Below are 18,483 nucleotides of genomic sequence, written 5' to 3'. Positions count from 1 at the left end.
TAATAAGAAAGATATTGAAGAATTTCTTGTATTGGGCAAATATTTTTTATAGTATTTGACATGTTGACAGATTATGAAACGAAAGTGAGTGATCCATGTGGATCTAACGCAAATTCAAAACCCTAGTTTTTTGAAAGATATGTCTATCAGTGAACTAGAGGCATTGAGTGAGGATATTCGGAAGTTTTTAATTGAAGAGCTCTCTCAAACAGGTGGACATATTGCTCCTAACTTAGGTGTAGTAGAACTCACAATTGCTCTGCATAAATTATTTGATAGTCCAAAAGATAAATTTTTGTGGGATGTAGGACATCAATCCTATGTACATAAGATTTTAACAGGGCGTGCAAAAGAGTTTGGCACATTAAGACAATATAAAGGGCTATGTGGTTTCCCAAAACGATGTGAGAGTGAACATGATGTATGGGAAACAGGTCATAGTTCAACTTCATTATCTGCTGCAATGGGCATGGCTTTAGCGCGCGATTTAAAGAAAACGAAAGAGTGCATTATACCGATTATCGGGGATGGTGCTTTAACTGGTGGAATGGCTTTAGAAGCATTAAACCATATTGGACATGAGAAAACAGATATGATTGTCATCTTAAATGATAATGAAATGTCGATTGCTCCGAATGTTGGTGCTCTTCATAACGTCCTTGGTCGTTTGCGTACTGCTGGAAAATATCAATGGGTGAAAGATGAACTAGAGTATTTACTCAAGAAAATTCCAGCAGTTGGCGGGAAAGTTGCAGCAACTGCTGAAAAAGTAAAAGATAGTTTGAAATATTTGCTTGTATCAGGTGTCTTTTTTGAAGAGTTAGGGTTCACATATTTAGGTCCTGTGGATGGACATAGTTATGAAAACCTATTTGAAACGCTTCAATATGCGAAGAAAACAAAGGGACCGGTACTTGTTCATGTAATTACGAAAAAAGGAAAAGGCTATAAACCAGCAGAGAGCGATGTGATTGGAACTTGGCATGGAACAGGTCCATATAAAATCGAATCTGGTGATTTTGTGAAACCAAAAGAAATTGCACCGGCATGGAGTGCTGTTGTAAGTGAGACAGTTCGTAAGCTTGCAAGAACTGATGAACGCATTGTTGCAATTACACCAGCAATGCCAGTTGGCTCTAAACTTGAAAAGTTTCATCAAGAATTTCCTGATCGTATGATCGATGTGGGAATTGCTGAACAACATGCAACGACGATGGCGGCTGGGATGGCAACGCAAGGAATGAAGCCATTCTTAGCGATTTATTCAACATTCTTGCAACGTGCATATGACCAAGTTGTTCATGATATATGCCGTCAAAATTTAAACGTCTTCATTGGAATTGATCGTGCGGGATTGGTTGGAGCAGATGGCGAAACGCATCAAGGTGTATTTGATATTGCGTTTTTACGTCACTTGCCGAACATAGTTCTCATGATGCCGAAAGATGAAAATGAAGGTCAACATTTAGTGTATACAGCGATGCAATATGAAGATGGGCCAATTGCCTTGCGTTATCCGCGTGGAAATGGACTTGGAGTTCAAATGGATGAAGAGCTCAAAGCAATTCCAATTGGGACATGGGAAACGTTAAAAGAAGGCACACAAGCGGCAATTTTAACGTTTGGTACAACGATTCCGATGGCGATGGAAGCGGCAGAGCGTCTTGAAAAAGCTGGCGTTTCAGTGAAAGTAGTAAACGCTCGCTTTATTAAGCCGATGGACGAAACGTATTTACATGAACTTTTAGGTAAGAATATGCCGATTTTAACAATTGAAGAAGCGTGCTTAATTGGTGGATTTGGAACAGGCGTAGTTGAATTTGCTACTGACCATGGGTATCATAGCGCTTTAATTGAACGAATGGGTATTCCGGATCATTTCATTGAGCATGGTAGTGTAACAAAGCTATTAGAAGAAATTGGTTTAACGACAGATGCTGTTGTAGACCGTATTCATACAATGATTCCATCAAAACAAAAAAGGGCGTAACAAATGAGTGTAAAAAAAGAAAGAGTAGATGTACTATTAGTAGAACGAGGGCTTATAGAAACGCGTGAAAAGGCAAAACGCGCTGTTATGGCGGGACTTGTGTATGCAAATGAAATGAGACTTGATAAGCCAGGGGAAAAAATCCCACAAGATACACCGATTACGGTAAAAGGACAGGTTATGCCTTATGTGAGCCGCGGTGGTTATAAGTTAGAGAAGGCATTAGAGACTTTCCATCTTGATTTACAAGATAAAACTATGTTAGATATTGGTTCATCAACTGGTGGTTTTACAGATTGTGCGCTGCAAAATGGTGCGAAGTTGTCTTACGCTTTAGATGTAGGATACAATCAACTTGCTTGGAAATTGCGTCAAGATGAGCGCGTTGTTGTTATGGAGCGGACGAATTTTCGTTATGTAACACCCGCTGATTTAGAGCGTGGATTGCCGCAGTTTGCTAGCATTGATGTTTCATTTATATCATTAAAATTAATTCTTCCAGTCTTAAAAACGATATTGACTTCAAATGGTGATGTTGCGGCTTTAATTAAACCACAATTTGAAGCTGGGAGAGAGCAGGTTGGGAATAAAGGCATTGTTCGTGATCGTAAAGTTCATGAAGCTGTTGTAGAAATGATTATTGATTTCGCAATAAAGGAAGGATATGATGTTGAAAACTTAACATTCTCCCCAATTACAGGTGGGGACGGAAATATTGAGTTTTTAATTCATTTAAAATGGCATGGTGAGCGTGAGAGTGGTGAGAATCATTCTCTAGTTTCTGCAAAACAAGTGGTAGCAGAAGCTCATGAGGTTTTAAAACAAAAAGGGAAAGGGGAATAACAGTTGTTGTTCCTCTTTTTGTTGGAATTGTATAATGATTGTAAAAACAATTATGTACAAGTAAACGATTATACGTTAACATAAATAAGTGAAGTATACCAATGTTTAAACTATGGTAAGAGATAGTGTGAGGTGCAAATGTATGAATAAAGGTCAGCGCCATATTAAAATCAGAGAAATTATCGCGAATAAAGAAATTGAAACACAAGATGAACTAGTTGATATTTTACGTAATGAAGGCTTTAATGTAACGCAAGCAACTGTATCACGTGATATTAAAGAGTTGCACTTAGTAAAAGTGCCATTACATGATGGTCGCTATAAATATAGCTTACCAGCAGATCAACGGTTTAACCCGTTGCAAAAATTAAAACGCAATCTCGTGGATTCGTTTGTAAAGTTAGACACAGCAGGCCATATGCTTGTGTTAAAAACATTACCTGGTAACGCGCACGCGCTTGGAGCACTTATTGATCATTTAGAATGGGACGAGATTATTGGAACTATTTGTGGTGACGATACTTGCTTAATCATTTGCCGTACGCCAGAAGATACAGGTGTTGTATCAGATCGGTTCTTAAATATGTTGTAAAAAGGATCTTGTTTACTTTTTTGCTAAAAGCAAAAAGTAAACAAGATATTTTTTTGTTAGGAGAAATGGATGAATGTGAAGTGAGATATAGTAATTTTTTAGATTGAAATGAGGAAATCGATGGATTGACCCGTAAAACGAATGTTTGGTACAATGGAGCGGGCTAGAAGAGTAAATGATATAACAATAACTATTTGAGTGAAAAATGCTCAGTGAAAGCCCTTAGTAGGGGATTAGTTTATAACGAGGTGAATGGGGCATTGTTATCGGAATTATCGATTAGAAACTTTGCTATTATTGAATCATTAAATATTTCTTTTCAAAAAGGTTTAACAGTCTTAAGTGGTGAAACGGGTGCCGGAAAATCAATTATTATTGATGCGATTAGCTTACTTGTTGGTGGCCGTGGTTCAGCGGAGTTTGTTAGATATGGAACAGAGAAAGCTGAAATTGAAGGTTTATTTTATATAGAGGATGATAAACATCCGTGTATTGCGAAGGCTGAAGAGCTGGATATTGAAATTGAAGATGGGATGATTATTTTAAAGCGTGACATTGCTGCGAACGGAAAAAGTGTATGCCGTGTAAATGGTAAGCTTGTCACATTGAGTCTATTAAAAGAAATCGGGAAAACGCTTGTCGATATTCATGGACAACATGAAACGCAAGATTTGATGAATGAGGAACGGCATTTGTTTATGCTTGATCATTTCGATGGAGATCGTATTTCGAATCAATTAGAAATATATCAAGGTGTATATGGTGAGTATGAGCAGTTAAAAAAACAACTTAAATCTTTAACAGAGAATGAGCAACAGATGGCGCATCGGTTAGATTTAATTCAATTCCAGCATGAAGAAATCTGTAAAGCAGATTTGAAAGCTGATGAAGAAAATGAATTGACGGAAGAGAAATTAAAAATTTCAAATTTCGAAAAGATTTATAAAGCACTTGGTGATGCGTATCGTTCATTAAGCGAAGATGGTAGTGGACTTGACCATGTACGAAATGCAATGGGACAAATGGAGAGTATTACGCATTTAGATGAGGCGTATCAATCGAATCATGATTCGATTGCGAATAGCTACTACTTATTAGAAGAAGTTGCCTATCAGCTTCGGGAAAAGTTAGATATGATGGAGTATGATCCGAATCGTTTAGATGAAATTGAAACACGTTTAAATGAAATTCGTATGCTAAAGAGAAAGTATGGAAATACTGTAGAAGAGATTTTAGCGTATGCTGATAAAATAGAGCAAGAAATTTTTACAATTGAAAATAAAGATGTACATATTGAAACGACGAAAAAGAAATTAAAAGAATTAGAAAGCGTGATTTTGAAGGAAGCGACGCTATTGAGTGATATGCGTCATCAGCTTGCAGATCATCTTACGAACGCAATCCACCAAGAATTAAAAGAACTATATATGGAAAAAACAAAATTTGAAGTGAGGATTGCGAAAAGAGCAGGAATCATGGATGATCCACTTGTTGATGGGACGCCGGTGAAGCTTACAATAGATGGATATGATCATGTGGAATTTTACATTTCAACAAATCCAGGTGAACCATTAAAGCCACTTTCAAAAGTAGCTTCTGGCGGAGAATTATCCCGTATTATTTTAGCTCTGAAAAGTATTTTTTCTAAGCATCAAGGTGTTGCATCTGTTATTTTTGATGAAGTAGATACAGGAGTGAGTGGGCGAGTGGCACAAGCGATTGCAGAAAAAATTTATCGTGTATCTGTAAACTCGCAAGTACTTTGTATTACGCACTTACCTCAAGTAGCTTCGATGGCGGATTCGCATTTATTTATCCGTAAACAAGTAGCGAATGATCGGACGATTACATCAGTTACTGTATTAAGTACAGAAGATAAAGTAACGGAGATTGCTCGAATGATTTCTGGCGTGGAAATTACCGACTTAACGACGGAACATGCAAAAGAGTTACTTACGCAAGCGCATCATTTTAAACAGACAGCAGAGGCTATCCAATAATGGATAGCTTTTTTGTTCAAATGATGATTTCTTAATTCTTCCGGTTATAAACAAAGCGTTGCAAGGAGAGATTAAAAGGTGAAGTCGTTAGGCTGAATGTGGGGTAGGAGCGAGGAGAGTGAACGAATTGAAATTAGAGCAATTCCGAAAAATAATAGGTCTTTGTCTCCTTGTTTCATTAATTTTTATCGGATGTTTTAAACCGCTTCGTACGTTTATTTCATCCCCAAAGCAACTCGTTATTTTTGAGGGACAACAATCAGAAATAGCATCGTTTCCAGTTTTTCAGGCTTCATCGACAAATCATAATGTTTTTACAGTAAGTTCAAATAAAGAACAGAAATCTGGACTTGTAGTAAATTCGCACCAAAACGGTGAAGCAGATATGGTTTTTCAACTTGCTGGCTTTCCAGTAAAAAAGGTAAATATTAAAGTATTGAAAGATTTCAAAGTAATTCCAGGTGGGCAATCAATTGGAGTGAAATTGAATACAAAAGGTGTACTTGTTGTTGGGCATCATTTAATTCAAACAGAAAGAGGGAAATTATCGCCTGGAGAAGCAGCTGGTGTACAGGTTGGGGATATGATTACTGAAATTAATGGGAAAACAATTGAAAGAATGAGCGATGTGGCACCTTTCATTCACGATAGTGGAAAAACAGGCGAGCCGCTTAACCTCGTTTTATTACGAGATAGTAAATATATTCGTACCAAACTAACACCGGAAAAAGATAGTGGTGAGTCATCTTATCGTATTGGTTTATATATTCGTGATTCAGCTGCTGGTATTGGAACGATGACTTTTGTTCATGCGGATTCCATGAAATATGGAGCGCTTGGTCATGTTATTTCTGATAATGACACGAAAAAGCCAATTCAAGTAGAGGATGGACAGATTGTTCGTTCGACAGTTACGTCTATTGAACGTGGTAGTCATGGAAATCCAGGAGAAAAATTAGCAAGATTTTCACCAGATCGTGAAGTGATTGGTAATATTACAATAAATAGTCCGTTTGGTATTTTTGGTAAGTTAAATACGGGTGTGAAAAATGGCATAATGGATGAAGCTATGCCAATCGCATTATCACATCAAGTGAAAGAAGGACCAGCGAAAATATTAACGGTTATCGATCAAGATAAAGTAGAGGCATTTGATATTGAAATCGTAAGTACGGTACCACAAAAGTTTCCAGCTACAAAAGGAATGGTTGTAAAAGTTACAGACAAACGTTTGTTGGCAAAAACGGGTGGTATTGTTCAAGGAATGAGTGGTAGTCCGATTATTCAAAATGGAAAGATGATTGGTGCTGTTACACATGTGTTTGTTAATGATCCAACTTCAGGATATGGTGTTCATATTGAATGGATGCTTCATGAAGCAGGGATTAATATTTATGAGCAAGAGAAGAAAGCAAGCTGACTTATATCAGCTTGCTTTTTTTGAGAAATTCGTTGAAATTTTGTAAAAGTTCCGCAAGAGCTGTTTTTTGTTGTAAAATAAAAGAAAAGAGTGAACGTTTCGTTGTAATCCTATGATGGAATGTGTAAAGAAAGAAAATAAATGAACGATAAACATATTTTTTTGTGATTTTATCGGAAATTAAGAAACTTTAAAAGGGAAATTTCACACAATTGTCGAACAATTCATGTAGCCTAGAAGCTTACACATGTCGGGAGAATCGATTCGGTAAGGGAGGAAAAGCTGTGGAGAAAATTAAAGTGTGTCTTGTGGATGATAATAAGGAACTGGTATCAATGTTAGAAAGTTATGTTGCTGCTCAAGATGATATGGAAGTAATCGGAATAGCTTATAATGGTCAAGAGTGCTTGAATTTATTGAAAGAGAAACAACCAGATGTACTCGTTTTAGACATTATCATGCCCCATTTAGATGGCTTAGCTGTATTAGAGAAAATGCGACATATTGAACGGCTAAAGCAGCCAAATGTTATCATGTTAACAGCATTTGGACAAGAAGATGTAACGAAAAAAGCAGTTGATTTAGGTGCTTCTTATTTTATCTTAAAGCCATTTGATATGGAAAATTTAACGGGGAATATTCGTCAAGTTAGCGGTAAAGCGAATGCTACAATTAAACGTCCACTACCATCTTTCCGATCTGCAACAACAGTAGATGGAAAACCGAAGAATCTAGATGCGAGTATTACGAGTATTATTCACGAAATTGGTGTACCGGCTCATATTAAAGGATATATGTATTTGCGAGAGGCAATTTCTATGGTATATAACGATATTGAACTTCTTGGTTCTATTACAAAAGTTTTATACCCAGATATTGCGAAAAAATATAATACGACAGCAAGCCGTGTGGAACGCGCAATCCGTCATGCAATCGAAGTAGCTTGGAGTCGTGGGAATATTGATTCAATCTCGTCCTTGTTTGGCTATACTGTATCGATGTCAAAAGCAAAACCTACGAATTCTGAGTTCATCGCAATGGTTGCGGATAAGCTGAGACTTGAACATAAGGCTAGCTGAAATAGGTTTCATCATATAGGAAGAATTTTCGTGAAATCTAGCATAAGGATTAGAATTAATAACTTAAAGGTAATATATATAAAGAAGATCAATGAATTGGCTGTTTCATTGGTCTTTTTTGTTTTTAAATATGTTAGTTTAAGGAGAGAGTGAGCTTTTGTCAGAACGATTGAAGGAGGGAACTTGTGCTCCTATATCATTTTTGTGAAAATTATAATATAGTAAAATTTGGGAGTTTATGTAGATGTTTATTAAAAATGCAGTTGGTCGATTATATATGACCTTGGTGTTAGCTACTATGTCATTTCGATTGAATTTCTTGGACCTGTAAGCTCGAGTATAGTTGAAATGGATTTTTAGATATGGAGTTATTGGTTATTAATATCTTTGTATTCAGATGGCTAAATTCGAACTTGATAAGTGGAGCTATAAATTATAGTTAACAGAAGTTGAAAAGATACACTTTAATTTGTTTTTCATCTGATAATAAATAGATATAGCATGTATAAAGGAGGTAAGAAATGTATAAGAAATGGTTGAAATGGGAAGTAATCGCGGTAATTGTCGCAGCGGTATTGATGATAAGTTTGTTACTTATTAAGCCAATTATTGGTTTAGCTGATAATGGGGATTTTGAACGTATTATGGTTCAAATTGGATTAGCGTATCCGGATCCAAATGAAGCAAGGATAGATAGATATTTTTCATTTGTTCATCACCTATATGCTTATGTTAATCCAGCGTCAGGTGACTATGTTTCTTCACAGCTAATTCTTATGATACCGGCCTTATGGATTGGGAAAATACTGCCTGGCCCTTGGTTTGATATACGAGTTCTAGCAGTAGAATATATTGTACTTTTTCTTTTAGCTCTATACTTAATTGTTAAATTAAATAAAACGAATAATAGAGTTGTTAATGGTGTACTTGTTGCGATAATAATAGTTGTTTTTGCTGATATTGGATATATATTATATTTCAACTCTATGTATGGAGAAGCGGTTACGTATGTTTTTCTATTTTTGACAATCGCATTTGGGATCCAGCTGGCACGTCAGAAACACCCTTCTGTTTGGGTAGTTATATTATTTTATATTTCGATAATTATGCTCGCTTGTTCTAAAACTCAATATACGCCAGCGGGTTTTATAGCAGCGTTGCTTACGATTAGATTATGGTTTATGCGAAAGGATACAATATGGAGAAGTATAATTGTATCAATGACAGCGCTGCTTTTAATTTTATCTTTTATTTGTTATAAAAGTTCACCCGCTTGGATTGATAAAATTAATATATATCAAACAGTCTTTTATGGTGTTCTGAAAGATTCTCCAACCCCAGAACAAGACTTACGTGATCTTGGAGTCGATCCAAAGCTTGCTGTGAATGCTGGAACGCATTTTTGGTCTAATGCTGTGATACCACAAGAAGATCCAAAACTGTATGAAGAGTTATATAGTAAAATAAAATTTCCAGATATCGCTAAGTTTTATTTAACTCATCCTCAAAGGCTTTGGAGTAAACTAGAAGCAACGGCTGAATATGCTTGGACGATTCGTCCATCCGTTGATGGAATTGCTTTTCTAGGTAATTATGAAAAGCAAGAGAATCCAACTCCTGCGGCTCAAGTAGAAACGTTTTCATTATGGAGCCATGTGAAAGAGCAATATCATCCTCAAGGGTTTATATGGATTGTACTACTGTATATTTTATATGGGTTAGGAATCTTATTAGAATATCGACGAGCTAGGACACATGGTGAGCGACTTATTCCAGACCTGCTTACTGCTGTAGCTGTAATTGGTATGGTTTCTTATGTTGTACCATTTATCGGAAGTGGTGAGGGAGATTTCGCTAAACACTTATTTTTATTCACAGTTTGTTTAGATGTTATGTTAGTTAGTGGAATTTGGTGGTTAGCTAAAGGGCGATTAACAAGAAAACAATAGACTTGAGATATGCACTCTTTTTATATAAAATAGATTCTGTTGCGGTGAGAGAGGTTTATTCATTGCAAATGCTTGCGCCAAATATTAAATTTGGTAGATTATTATGGTGGAAGCGTTTATAATAATAATATTGTGTATTGAAAGGCTTTTAGGAGGCTGAATATGGAATTTTTGAGTGGGAAAGTGGTTACCGTTTTATTAGCTTTATTTTCGATAATTACAATATACGTTAATATTAACACTGTATATTATGTAATATTATCACTTTTCGGATTCGGTAAAGCAAAACGAGACTACGAATTAATAGAAGATAAGACAAAATTTTTAATTTTAGTTGCAGCCCATAATGAAGAGAAGGTAATTGGCTCGACTATCGATAATTTGAGAAAAATTAAATATCGAGATGATTTATACGATATTTATGTTGTAAATGATAATAGTACTGACAGAACTGGTGATATTTGTGAAGAAAAGGGCATGAAATATGTAAATACCAGTGAACAACTATTTCCGCGTGAGGGAGTAGGTAAACCAGCAGGATTGCAATATGCACTACGTTATTTAGGATTTGAAGAGTTGAGTGAAAAATACGACTGTTTAATGATTCTAGATGCTGATAATCACGTGGATTCTAATGTTTTACAAGAATTAAATTCTCAGTACATCGCTAAGGATAAACCTGAAGCAATTCAAATTTATTTAGATTCCAAAAACTCAGCGACCAACTTATCATTGGGGTACGCGATGAGCTATTATTTAACAAACCGTTTCTTCCAATTGGCAAAATATCGCGTAGGTTTACCGAATGCTATTGGTGGAACTGGATTCATTGTTAAAATGGAATATTTAATGAAACATGGTGGTTTCCGTTTTGATTCTTTAACAGAAGATTTAGAATTAGAAATGGAAATTGTTAAAGATAACGGAAGAGTATTGTGGAATCACTTTGTTCGTGTATACGATGAAAAACCAGATAACTTTAAAATTAGTATTAAGCAACGTACACGTTGGTCCCAAGGGCATTGGTATGTAGCCTTCACTAATTTTAAGCCGATGGTGAAAAAGCTGTTTACCGAAAAAGGTAAAGTCAAAATTATTGACCAGTTGTTTTATCTATTTGGTATGACACGTGCGGTTCAAATGACGATAACTTTAATCGGGCTTTTAATTGCTTTGGGATATATGGTTGCGACGCAATCATATCAAGATATCCCTGGTATTGGGCAAAGTTTAGTCGCGGTGATTTTGGGAGCAAGTATTCTTTCATTAGTACTATTTGTTTATCAATTTGTTGTGTGCATGTATTATGCGGTTAAGGTAGATACAAATCGAAAATATAAATTAATTCAAATGAGTTTCTCGATTTTCTATTATGCATATACGTTTGTCTATGCTCAAATTGTTGGGTTAATTAAATGGAAACAGCAGCATACATGGGTGAAAACAGAACATAACAAAACATCAATAAACCATAAAAAAGATAAATAATAACGATATAGTTTATTGAAAATAAAGTAATAAACAAGGAGGAGAGGTACTCATAGTATCTCTCCTCCTTGTTTTAGTTAGTGAGCTCTTCGTGACTAGTTGTAAGAGGGGGATTAAAAAGTCTTGTTATTCAAGGGGGGCAGTCTATGAAGGTGTTTCACTTTATTAAAATGGATGCTGTTATTGGTGTATTTCTAAAGTTTATATAAGAATCTGCTTATGATATTATGAAAGATATGGGTGGAAGTATGGTGGATAGAGATAATAAAAAGCCCTGTAAAACAGGACTATATTATTCTTTATCTTTATTTTGTTTTTCTAATTCCACTAACTTTTGAACTAAAATGTGTTGTGGCATATGCATAATTTGCTCAAGTGGAACACCAAGAGCTTTTGAAAGTCGGATTGCAGTGTCTGGAGAAATTTGTAATGGTTTCATAGAAGTACCTCCTTTTTCGTATAGTATAGCATAAGATTGGGGGAGTGAGGATGACTCTTATATTTGCGCACCGCGGTGCAGCGGGGACGTATCCAGAAAATACAATGATTTCGTTTGAGGCTGCTGAATCGTTTCGGGCAGATGGGATAGAATTAGATGTTCAATTTACGAAGGACGGGAAAGTCGTTGTGATTCATGATGAAACTGTCGATCGTACAACGAATGGAAAGGGAGCCGTTCGTAAGTATGTATACGAGGACTTACGAAAATTAGATGCTAGCTACAAGTTTTCAGAAAAGGTAGGGTTTTGTCGGATTCCTTTGTTAGAAGAAGTGTTAGAATGGTTACAATCTAATCAGTTGCTGCTGAATATTGAATTTAAAAATAATAAAATTGCATATCGAGGCTTAGAAGAAGAAGTTATAACGCTTGTACGAAAATTTTGTCTTGAAAATCGGGTTATCTTTTCTTCTTTTAATCATTACAGTATGAAAAGATGTCATATGATGGCTCCGGATATTCAAACGGCGATTTTATACCGCGAAGGTTTACATAGCCCATGGGCTTATGCGCAAAAGATGGGAGCTACTGCAATTCACCCGAATTACCGTTATCTTCCTGATGCGATCGCTGAGTTAACAATGGAAAGTGGAGTTGAAGTTCGCCCTTATACGATAAATGAGGAGACTATCATGCGTAAATATTTTGATATGGATATATCAGCGATCATTACTGATTATCCGGAAACGGCTAGAACTTTATTGCAAGTGAAAAAATGAGACCTTTAGAGAAGGTCTCATTTTTTGTTTACTTATCTGCGAAAACGAGTTTGTACTTTATTTCGCTTACGATCACGGTACAATACGAAGCCGCCAAAGAGATAAAAACCGATTGCAAAGCAGAATATACCCATTAAAAATTGTAGCCATAATACCGGAATGGGAGAGAAAAGAATACCGAATACAGTATCTCTCATTAATTTTATACCTAGCACTGCTAATGAAATAGGGAGGAGTGCTAATAGAAGAGCGAGGTAACGTTGCATAGGTAACGCTCCTTTTCAGATAATTTCGTATATATTAAATGATGTTATATGGAAAGGGTATTTGTCAAGTAGTTGCTGAACGAGTAAGATAAAGGTGTGAAAAATTTTGCAGAGATACTTCGAAAGGAAGTGTAAAGTGTGAAACAAAAAGTGTTAATTATTGGAGCGGGCGAAGGTGGAAGTACAATTCTCGGTTTGCTTCAATATTCTAATATATTTGAAGTTATTGGTGTTATCGATATAAACCCAAAGGCAAAAGGGTTACAGTTCGCAAAAGAACAGGGTATTTCGGTTGGAGAAGAGTTAGATCCGTTTCTTACAGTCGGTGTGGATGTGATTTTTGATATGAGTGGTGATTATCATTTACATAAGGTTCTTTTAGCGAAAAAACAAGCAACTACACTACTTATACCAGGGGATATTGCGAAAATCGTTACGAAGTTGGCTCATGAGAAAGAAGATTTAATCGGAAAATTGAAAGAACAAACGCAGCAAGGGAATTTAATTTTAAATTCTACTCATGATGGAATGATTGTCATTGATTCAGAAGGTTATGTGAAATTATTTAATAAAAGTGCAGAACGTATAACAGGTTATAAAGCCGAGGAAGCAGTGGGGAAATACATTTTCGAAGTAATCCCAACTAGTAAATTACTTCGAATTATACGAACAAAACAAATAGAAGTGAATCATGAGTTGACATTAGGAAATGGGAAGAAGATTATTACAACGCGCATTCCTATTTTGAAAGAGGATGGAGAGGTTCAAGGGGCATTTGCAATTTTCAAAGATATTACAGAAGTTGTAGACTTGGCGGAAGAAGTTACAGATCTAAAAGAAATTCAAACATTATTAGAAGCAATCATTCATTCATCTGAGGAAGCGATTTCTGTTGTGGATGAGAAAGGAAGAGGCCTTGTTATAAATCCTGCTTATACGAAGTTAACAGGACTTGCTGAGGATGACATAATTGGAAAACCTGCAACGACTGATATTGTAGAAGGGGAGAGTATGCATATGAAAGTACTTCGGACGCGTAGGGCGGTACGAGGGATTCATATGAAAATTGGTCAGAAAAAACGCGATGTAATTGTAAATGTTGCGCCGATTATTGTTGATGGGATATTGAAGGGAAGCGTTGGTGTTATTCGTGACGTATCCGAAATTCAAAAGTTAACTCATGAATTAAACCGAGCGAGGCAAATTATTCGGACGCTAGAAGCGAAATATTCTTTCGAGGATATTGTAGGAACGTCTGATGAGACGATGGCAGCAATTGAACAAGCAAAGCTTGGAGCGAATACACCAGCAACTGTATTGCTGCGCGGGGAATCAGGGACCGGGAAAGAGCTATTCGCGCATGCAATCCACAATGGAAGTAATCGGAAATATAATAAGTTTGTCCGAGTGAACTGTGCAGCTATTTCAGAAACGTTATTAGAAAGTGAATTGTTTGGTTATGAAGAAGGTGCGTTTTCTGGTGCGAAAAGAGGCGGTAAACGTGGTTTCTTTGAAGAAGCGAACAATGGGAGTATTTTCTTAGATGAGATTGGAGAGCTTTCTGCGAATACACAAGCAAAATTATTACGCGTTTTGCAGGAAAAAGAAATTATGAAAGTAGGAGGAACGAAAGCGATTCCTATTAATGTGCGGGTAATTGCGGCGACGCATGTAAATTTAGAAAAAGCAATTTTGGAAGGTGAATTCAGGGAAGATTTATATTATCGCCTAAATAAAATTCCGATTCAAATTCCATCTCTGCGTCAACGAAAGGTAGATATTCCGGCTATATCGGAACGATTGATTCAAAAAATTAATCAAGATTATGGCCGGAATATCGAAGGTTTAACGGAATCTGCTATTGAATATTTGCAATCGTACGATTGGCCGGGGAATGTCAGGGAACTTGAGAATATTTTGGGACGGGCAATTATTTTTATGAACTATAATGAAATGTATATTGATGTACATCATTTACCTCCTTTGCATAAGGAAGGTCAAGTGGAGTTAAAAGGAACGAATCTATTGCCTGAGTTAGAAGAGAAGTCGCTAGAACATTTAGTTATGGAGTTTGAGGGGAACATTATAAGTGAATATTTAGAGAAATTTGATGGGAATAAAACGAAGACGGCAAAAGCGTTAGGGATATCAGTTCGAAATTTATATTACAAGTTAGAAAAGTATGACCATGCAAGAAATAGCATGCAATAAATTGCGCACCATGCAATTTATTGCATGGTTTCGAAAAAACGACATTTTAAGACAGAATATTATGTAATTTTCTAAAGTACTGATTTTACTGCATTTTGTATGCGTTTTCAAAATTGGTATGACCAATTTTGAAAGTTGGCACGGTATTTGCTTATAGAATATACGAGGGACGACGGAAAGGGTTGATTACAAAATATGAAGTTAAAACACCTAATTGATCAAGCGGCAGGACAACCTAAGAAAACTGTGGCTGTAGCAGTAGCTGAAGATCATGAAGTAATTGAAGCTGTAGCCAAAGCAATCCAATTACAGCTAGCTCAATTTCGTCTATATGGAAATCAAGAAAAAATTATGGGTATGCTACAAGAGCATGACTTACAAGTTTCAGAACATGTTCAAGTAATTTCGGCATCATCAAATGCTGAGGCCACTGAACTTTCTGTGAAAGCTGTAAGAAGTGGTGAAGCAGATGTACTTATGAAGGGAAACATCCCAACAGCAAATATTTTAAAAGCAGTATTAAATAAAGAGTGGGGGCTTCGAAAAGGCAGTGTGTTATCGCATGTTGCAGCGTTTGAAGTTCCAAATTATGATCGCTTTATTTTTGTTACAGATGCAGCGATGAATATTGCACCTGATGTGCAGCAAAAAGCTGCTATTATACAAAATACTGTTGAAGTTGCCCAGGCAATAGGAATCGAATTGCCGAAAGTTGCTCCAATCGCAGCGGTGGAAGTTATTAATCCAGCGATGCAAGCGACAATCGATGCAGCAATGTTAACGCAAATGAATCGTCGTGGACAAATTAAAGGTTGTATCGTCGATGGACCGCTTGCTTTAGATAATGCTGTATCACAAATTGCAGCAGAGCATAAAGGCATAGTAGGTGATGTAGCAGGTAAGGCAGACATTTTACTCGTCCCAACGATTGAAGCTGGAAACGTGCTATATAAATCGCTTGTCTATTTTGCAAATGCAAAGGTAGGAGCGATGATTGCTGGCGCGAAAGCACCGATTGTTTTAACATCTCGTGCTGATTCAGCAGAAACAAAAGTATATTCATTAGCTTTAGCAGTTGCGACTGCTTCTAAATAAACCAAAAGGGTAAAACAATTAGGGGGAAATGACAATGACATTAGAAATCTTCGAATACTTAGAGAAATATGATTATGAGCAAGTAGTATTTTGTCAAGATAAAGAATCTGGATTAAAAGCAATCATTGCAATTCATGATACAACACTTGGACCAGCTCTTGGTGGAACGAGAATGTGGACATATGATTCTGAAGAAGCGGCGATTGAAGATGCATTGCGTCTTGCAAAAGGGATGACATATAAAAATGCAGCAGCTGGTTTAAACTTAGGTGGTGCAAAAACAGTTATTATCGGTGACCCACGTAAAGATAAAAGTGAAGCGATGTTCCGCGCACTAGGACGTTACATTCAAGGATTAAACGGTCGTTATATTACTGCAGAAGATGTTGGTACAACTGTTGATGATATGGATATTATCCATGAAGAAACTGACTTTGTAACAGGTATTTCACCTTCATTCGGTTCTTCAGGTAACCCATCTCCTGTTACTGCTTATGGTGTTTATCGTGGTATGAAAGCAGCAGCAAAAGAAGCATTTGGTACAGACAGCTTAGAAGGTAAAGTAATTGCTGTTCAAGGTGTAGGTAACGTAGCATATCACTTATGCAAACATTTACACGCTGAAGGAGCACAACTAATCGTTACAGATATTAATAAAGAAGCGGTACAACGTGCAGTAGAAGAATTTGGTGCAACAGCAGTTGAACCAAATGAAATTTACGGTGTAGAATGTGACATCTATGCACCATGTGCACTAGGTGCAACAGTAAATGACGAAACAATTCCACAACTTAAAGCGAAAGTAATCGCAGGTTCTGCAAACAACCAATTAAAAGAAGATCGTCACGGTGACATCGTTCATGAAATGGGAATTGTATATGCACCAGACTATGTTATTAATGCGGGCGGTGTAATTAACGTAGCGGATGAATTATATGGATACAATAGAGAACGTGCATTAAAACGAGTAGAGTCTATTTATGACACAATTGCAAAAGTAATTGAAATTTCAAAACGTGATGGTGTACCAACTTATGTTGCAGCAGATCGTCTAGCTGAAGAGCGTATTGCAAGTTTAAAAAATACTCGCAGCACATACTTACGTAACGGTCACGACATTATTAGCCGTCGCTAATCTATCATATACAACTTCTACAAAAGCTGTGGATACCTCTTATGAGGTCTCCACTGCCTTTTGAATTTTTTAAAGGTGGAGGTAGCAACATTGTCCTTAAATCGAATCCTTGTTATTAATCCTGGTAGTACGTCTACGAAAATAGGTGTTTTTGATAATGAACGACCTGTTTTAGAAGAAACGATCCGTCATGATGTGGATAAAATCGGGGAATATAAACGAATTATTGATCAATATGAATTTCGAAAAGAAACAATTTTAGAGGTTTTACATTCGCACGGTATTAATATTTCAAAATTAAATGCTGTTTGCGGACGCGGAGGATTACTTCGTCCGATTGAAGGCGGTACGTATACAGTAAACGAAGATATGTTAGAAGATTTGAAAAATGGATATAGTGGTCATCACGCTTCCAACCTTGGCGGCATTTTGGCGTATGAAATTGCTTCTGGGTTAAATATTCCAGCTTTCATTGTTGATCCGGTTGTTGTTGATGAAATGGAGCCAATCGCTCGCATTAGCGGAATTTCTGGCATGGAGAGAAAAAGTATTTTTCATGCGTTAAACCAAAAAGCAGTGGCGCGTAAAGTTGCAGCAGAACTTGGCCGTAAATACGAAGATTTAAACTTATTAATTGCACACATGGGCGGCGGAATTACAGTTGGCGCTCATAAGCAAGGGAAAGTTATTGACGTAAATAATGGGTTAAATGGAGAAGGTCCATTTAGTCCAGAGCGTGCTGGAACAGTGCCGGTTGGTCAGTTAATAGAAATGTGTTTCTCTGGTGACTATTACCGTGATGAAATGATGAAAAAGATTGTTGGGCAAGGCGGATTAGTGAGTCTGATTGGTACAAACGATGCAATTAAAGTTGAAAACATGGTCGAAAAAGGTGACCCTGAGGCAACTCTTATTTATAAAGCAATGGCGTATCAAGTGGCGAAAGAGATTGGCGGAGCAAGCAGTGTTCTTCATGGAAAAATCGATGCAATCGTTTTAACTGGAGGACTTGCATACAGCAAAATTCTTGTTGATGAGATTAAAGATCGTGTTCATTGGATTGCAGATGTGATTGTACATCCTGGAGAAGATGAATTGCAAGCATTAGCAGAAGGCGCGCTTCGTGTATTGCGTGAAGAAGAAGATCCAAAAGAGTATGTTGTACGAGAAAAAGAAACGGTAGCTAGGGGTTGAGAT

General features: G+C 36.7%; 15 protein-coding genes. 13 read left to right on the top strand and 2 right to left on the bottom strand.

Translation table 11 applies throughout. From position 1 onward, the window contains the following. The first annotated feature begins 97 nt into the window (after nucleotides 1-97). The 8 genes from dxs (at nucleotide 98) to CN373_RS05675 (ending at nucleotide 11,361) form a co-directional block, all read left to right on the top strand. Nucleotides 98-1,990 (top strand): 1-deoxy-D-xylulose-5-phosphate synthase, encoded by a 1,893-nt coding sequence (gene dxs / locus CN373_RS05715; RefSeq protein ID WP_000366439.1) that lies wholly within the window; start codon nucleotides 98-100, stop codon nucleotides 1,988-1,990. 3 nt (nucleotides 1,991-1,993) lie between these two features. Beyond that, nucleotides 1,994-2,833: a TlyA family RNA methyltransferase gene (locus CN373_RS05710; protein ID WP_000111879.1), complete on the top strand. Its 840-nt coding sequence runs from the start codon at nucleotides 1,994-1,996 to the stop codon at nucleotides 2,831-2,833. A 142-nt stretch (nucleotides 2,834-2,975) separates the two neighbouring features. Then, a complete protein-coding gene (gene argR / locus CN373_RS05705) occupies nucleotides 2,976-3,425 on the top strand; it encodes an arginine repressor ArgR (RefSeq protein ID WP_001032579.1) in 450 nt (149 codons plus the stop codon). A 260-nt stretch (nucleotides 3,426-3,685) separates the two neighbouring features. Next, nucleotides 3,686-5,425 (top strand): DNA repair protein RecN, encoded by a 1,740-nt coding sequence (gene recN, locus CN373_RS05700; RefSeq protein WP_000947771.1) that lies wholly within the window; start codon nucleotides 3,686-3,688, stop codon nucleotides 5,423-5,425. Nucleotides 5,426-5,543: 118 nt separating this feature from the next. Further along, nucleotides 5,544-6,845 carry a SpoIVB peptidase gene (gene spoIVB / locus CN373_RS05695; protein WP_001004188.1) on the top strand — a complete coding sequence of 434 codons (1,302 nt, stop codon included), beginning with the start codon at nucleotides 5,544-5,546 and terminating at the stop codon, nucleotides 6,843-6,845. A gap of 284 nt (nucleotides 6,846-7,129) precedes the next feature. Further along, a complete protein-coding gene (gene spo0A / locus CN373_RS05685) occupies nucleotides 7,130-7,924 on the top strand; it encodes a sporulation transcription factor Spo0A (protein WP_000411415.1) in 795 nt (264 codons plus the stop codon). Nucleotides 7,925-8,445: 521 nt separating this feature from the next. Continuing rightward, nucleotides 8,446-9,873, top strand: coding sequence for a hypothetical protein (locus CN373_RS05680; protein ID WP_000277222.1), 1,428 nt, complete (start codon nucleotides 8,446-8,448; stop codon nucleotides 9,871-9,873). A 162-nt stretch (nucleotides 9,874-10,035) separates the two neighbouring features. After that, entirely contained in the window at nucleotides 10,036-11,361 is a 1,326-nt protein-coding gene (locus CN373_RS05675) for a glycosyltransferase family 2 protein (RefSeq protein WP_000395076.1), read from the top strand. 292 nt (nucleotides 11,362-11,653) lie between these two features. Here CN373_RS05675 and CN373_RS05670 read toward each other — a convergent pair whose 3' ends face one another. Next, entirely contained in the window at nucleotides 11,654-11,800 is a 147-nt protein-coding gene (locus CN373_RS05670) for a YycC family protein (protein WP_000803574.1), read from the bottom strand. 50 nt (nucleotides 11,801-11,850) lie between these two features. Here CN373_RS05670 and CN373_RS05665 point away from each other — a divergent pair, with 50 nt between their 5' ends. Then, on the top strand, nucleotides 11,851-12,579 hold the full coding sequence (locus CN373_RS05665; RefSeq protein ID WP_000172567.1) for a glycerophosphodiester phosphodiesterase: 729 nt from the start codon (nucleotides 11,851-11,853) through the stop codon (nucleotides 12,577-12,579). A 32-nt stretch (nucleotides 12,580-12,611) separates the two neighbouring features. On the opposite strand, the gene CN373_RS05660 is transcribed toward CN373_RS05665, so the two are convergent. Next, complete coding sequence (locus CN373_RS05660) at nucleotides 12,612-12,845, bottom strand: DUF2627 domain-containing protein (protein ID WP_098358929.1); 234 nt, start codon at nucleotides 12,843-12,845, stop codon at nucleotides 12,612-12,614. Nucleotides 12,846-12,983: 138 nt separating this feature from the next. Between CN373_RS05660 and CN373_RS05655 the strand changes: the two genes are divergently transcribed. The 4 genes from CN373_RS05655 (at nucleotide 12,984) to buk (ending at nucleotide 18,480) form a co-directional block, all read left to right on the top strand. Next, nucleotides 12,984-15,056, top strand: coding sequence for a sigma-54 interaction domain-containing protein (locus tag CN373_RS05655; protein ID WP_098358928.1), 2,073 nt, complete (start codon nucleotides 12,984-12,986; stop codon nucleotides 15,054-15,056). A 195-nt stretch (nucleotides 15,057-15,251) separates the two neighbouring features. After that, nucleotides 15,252-16,151, top strand: coding sequence for a phosphate butyryltransferase (yqiS, locus tag CN373_RS05645; protein WP_098358927.1), 900 nt, complete (start codon nucleotides 15,252-15,254; stop codon nucleotides 16,149-16,151). A 34-nt stretch (nucleotides 16,152-16,185) separates the two neighbouring features. Beyond that, the gene (locus CN373_RS05640; protein ID WP_000171364.1) at nucleotides 16,186-17,286 is read left to right on the top strand and encodes a leucine dehydrogenase; all 1,101 of its coding nucleotides are present in this window, start codon (nucleotides 16,186-16,188) and stop codon (nucleotides 17,284-17,286) included. 90 nt (nucleotides 17,287-17,376) lie between these two features. After that, on the top strand, nucleotides 17,377-18,480 hold the full coding sequence (buk, locus tag CN373_RS05635) for a butyrate kinase (RefSeq protein ID WP_000056198.1): 1,104 nt from the start codon (nucleotides 17,377-17,379) through the stop codon (nucleotides 18,478-18,480). Nucleotides 18,481-18,483 lie beyond the last annotated feature (3 nt).

This window comes from Bacillus cereus, from assembly GCF_002561295.1.
Classification (GTDB): Bacteria; Bacillota; Bacilli; order Bacillales; family Bacillaceae_G; genus Bacillus_A; species Bacillus_A cereus_S.
This window is presented reverse-complemented; position numbering and strand designations above follow the sequence as displayed.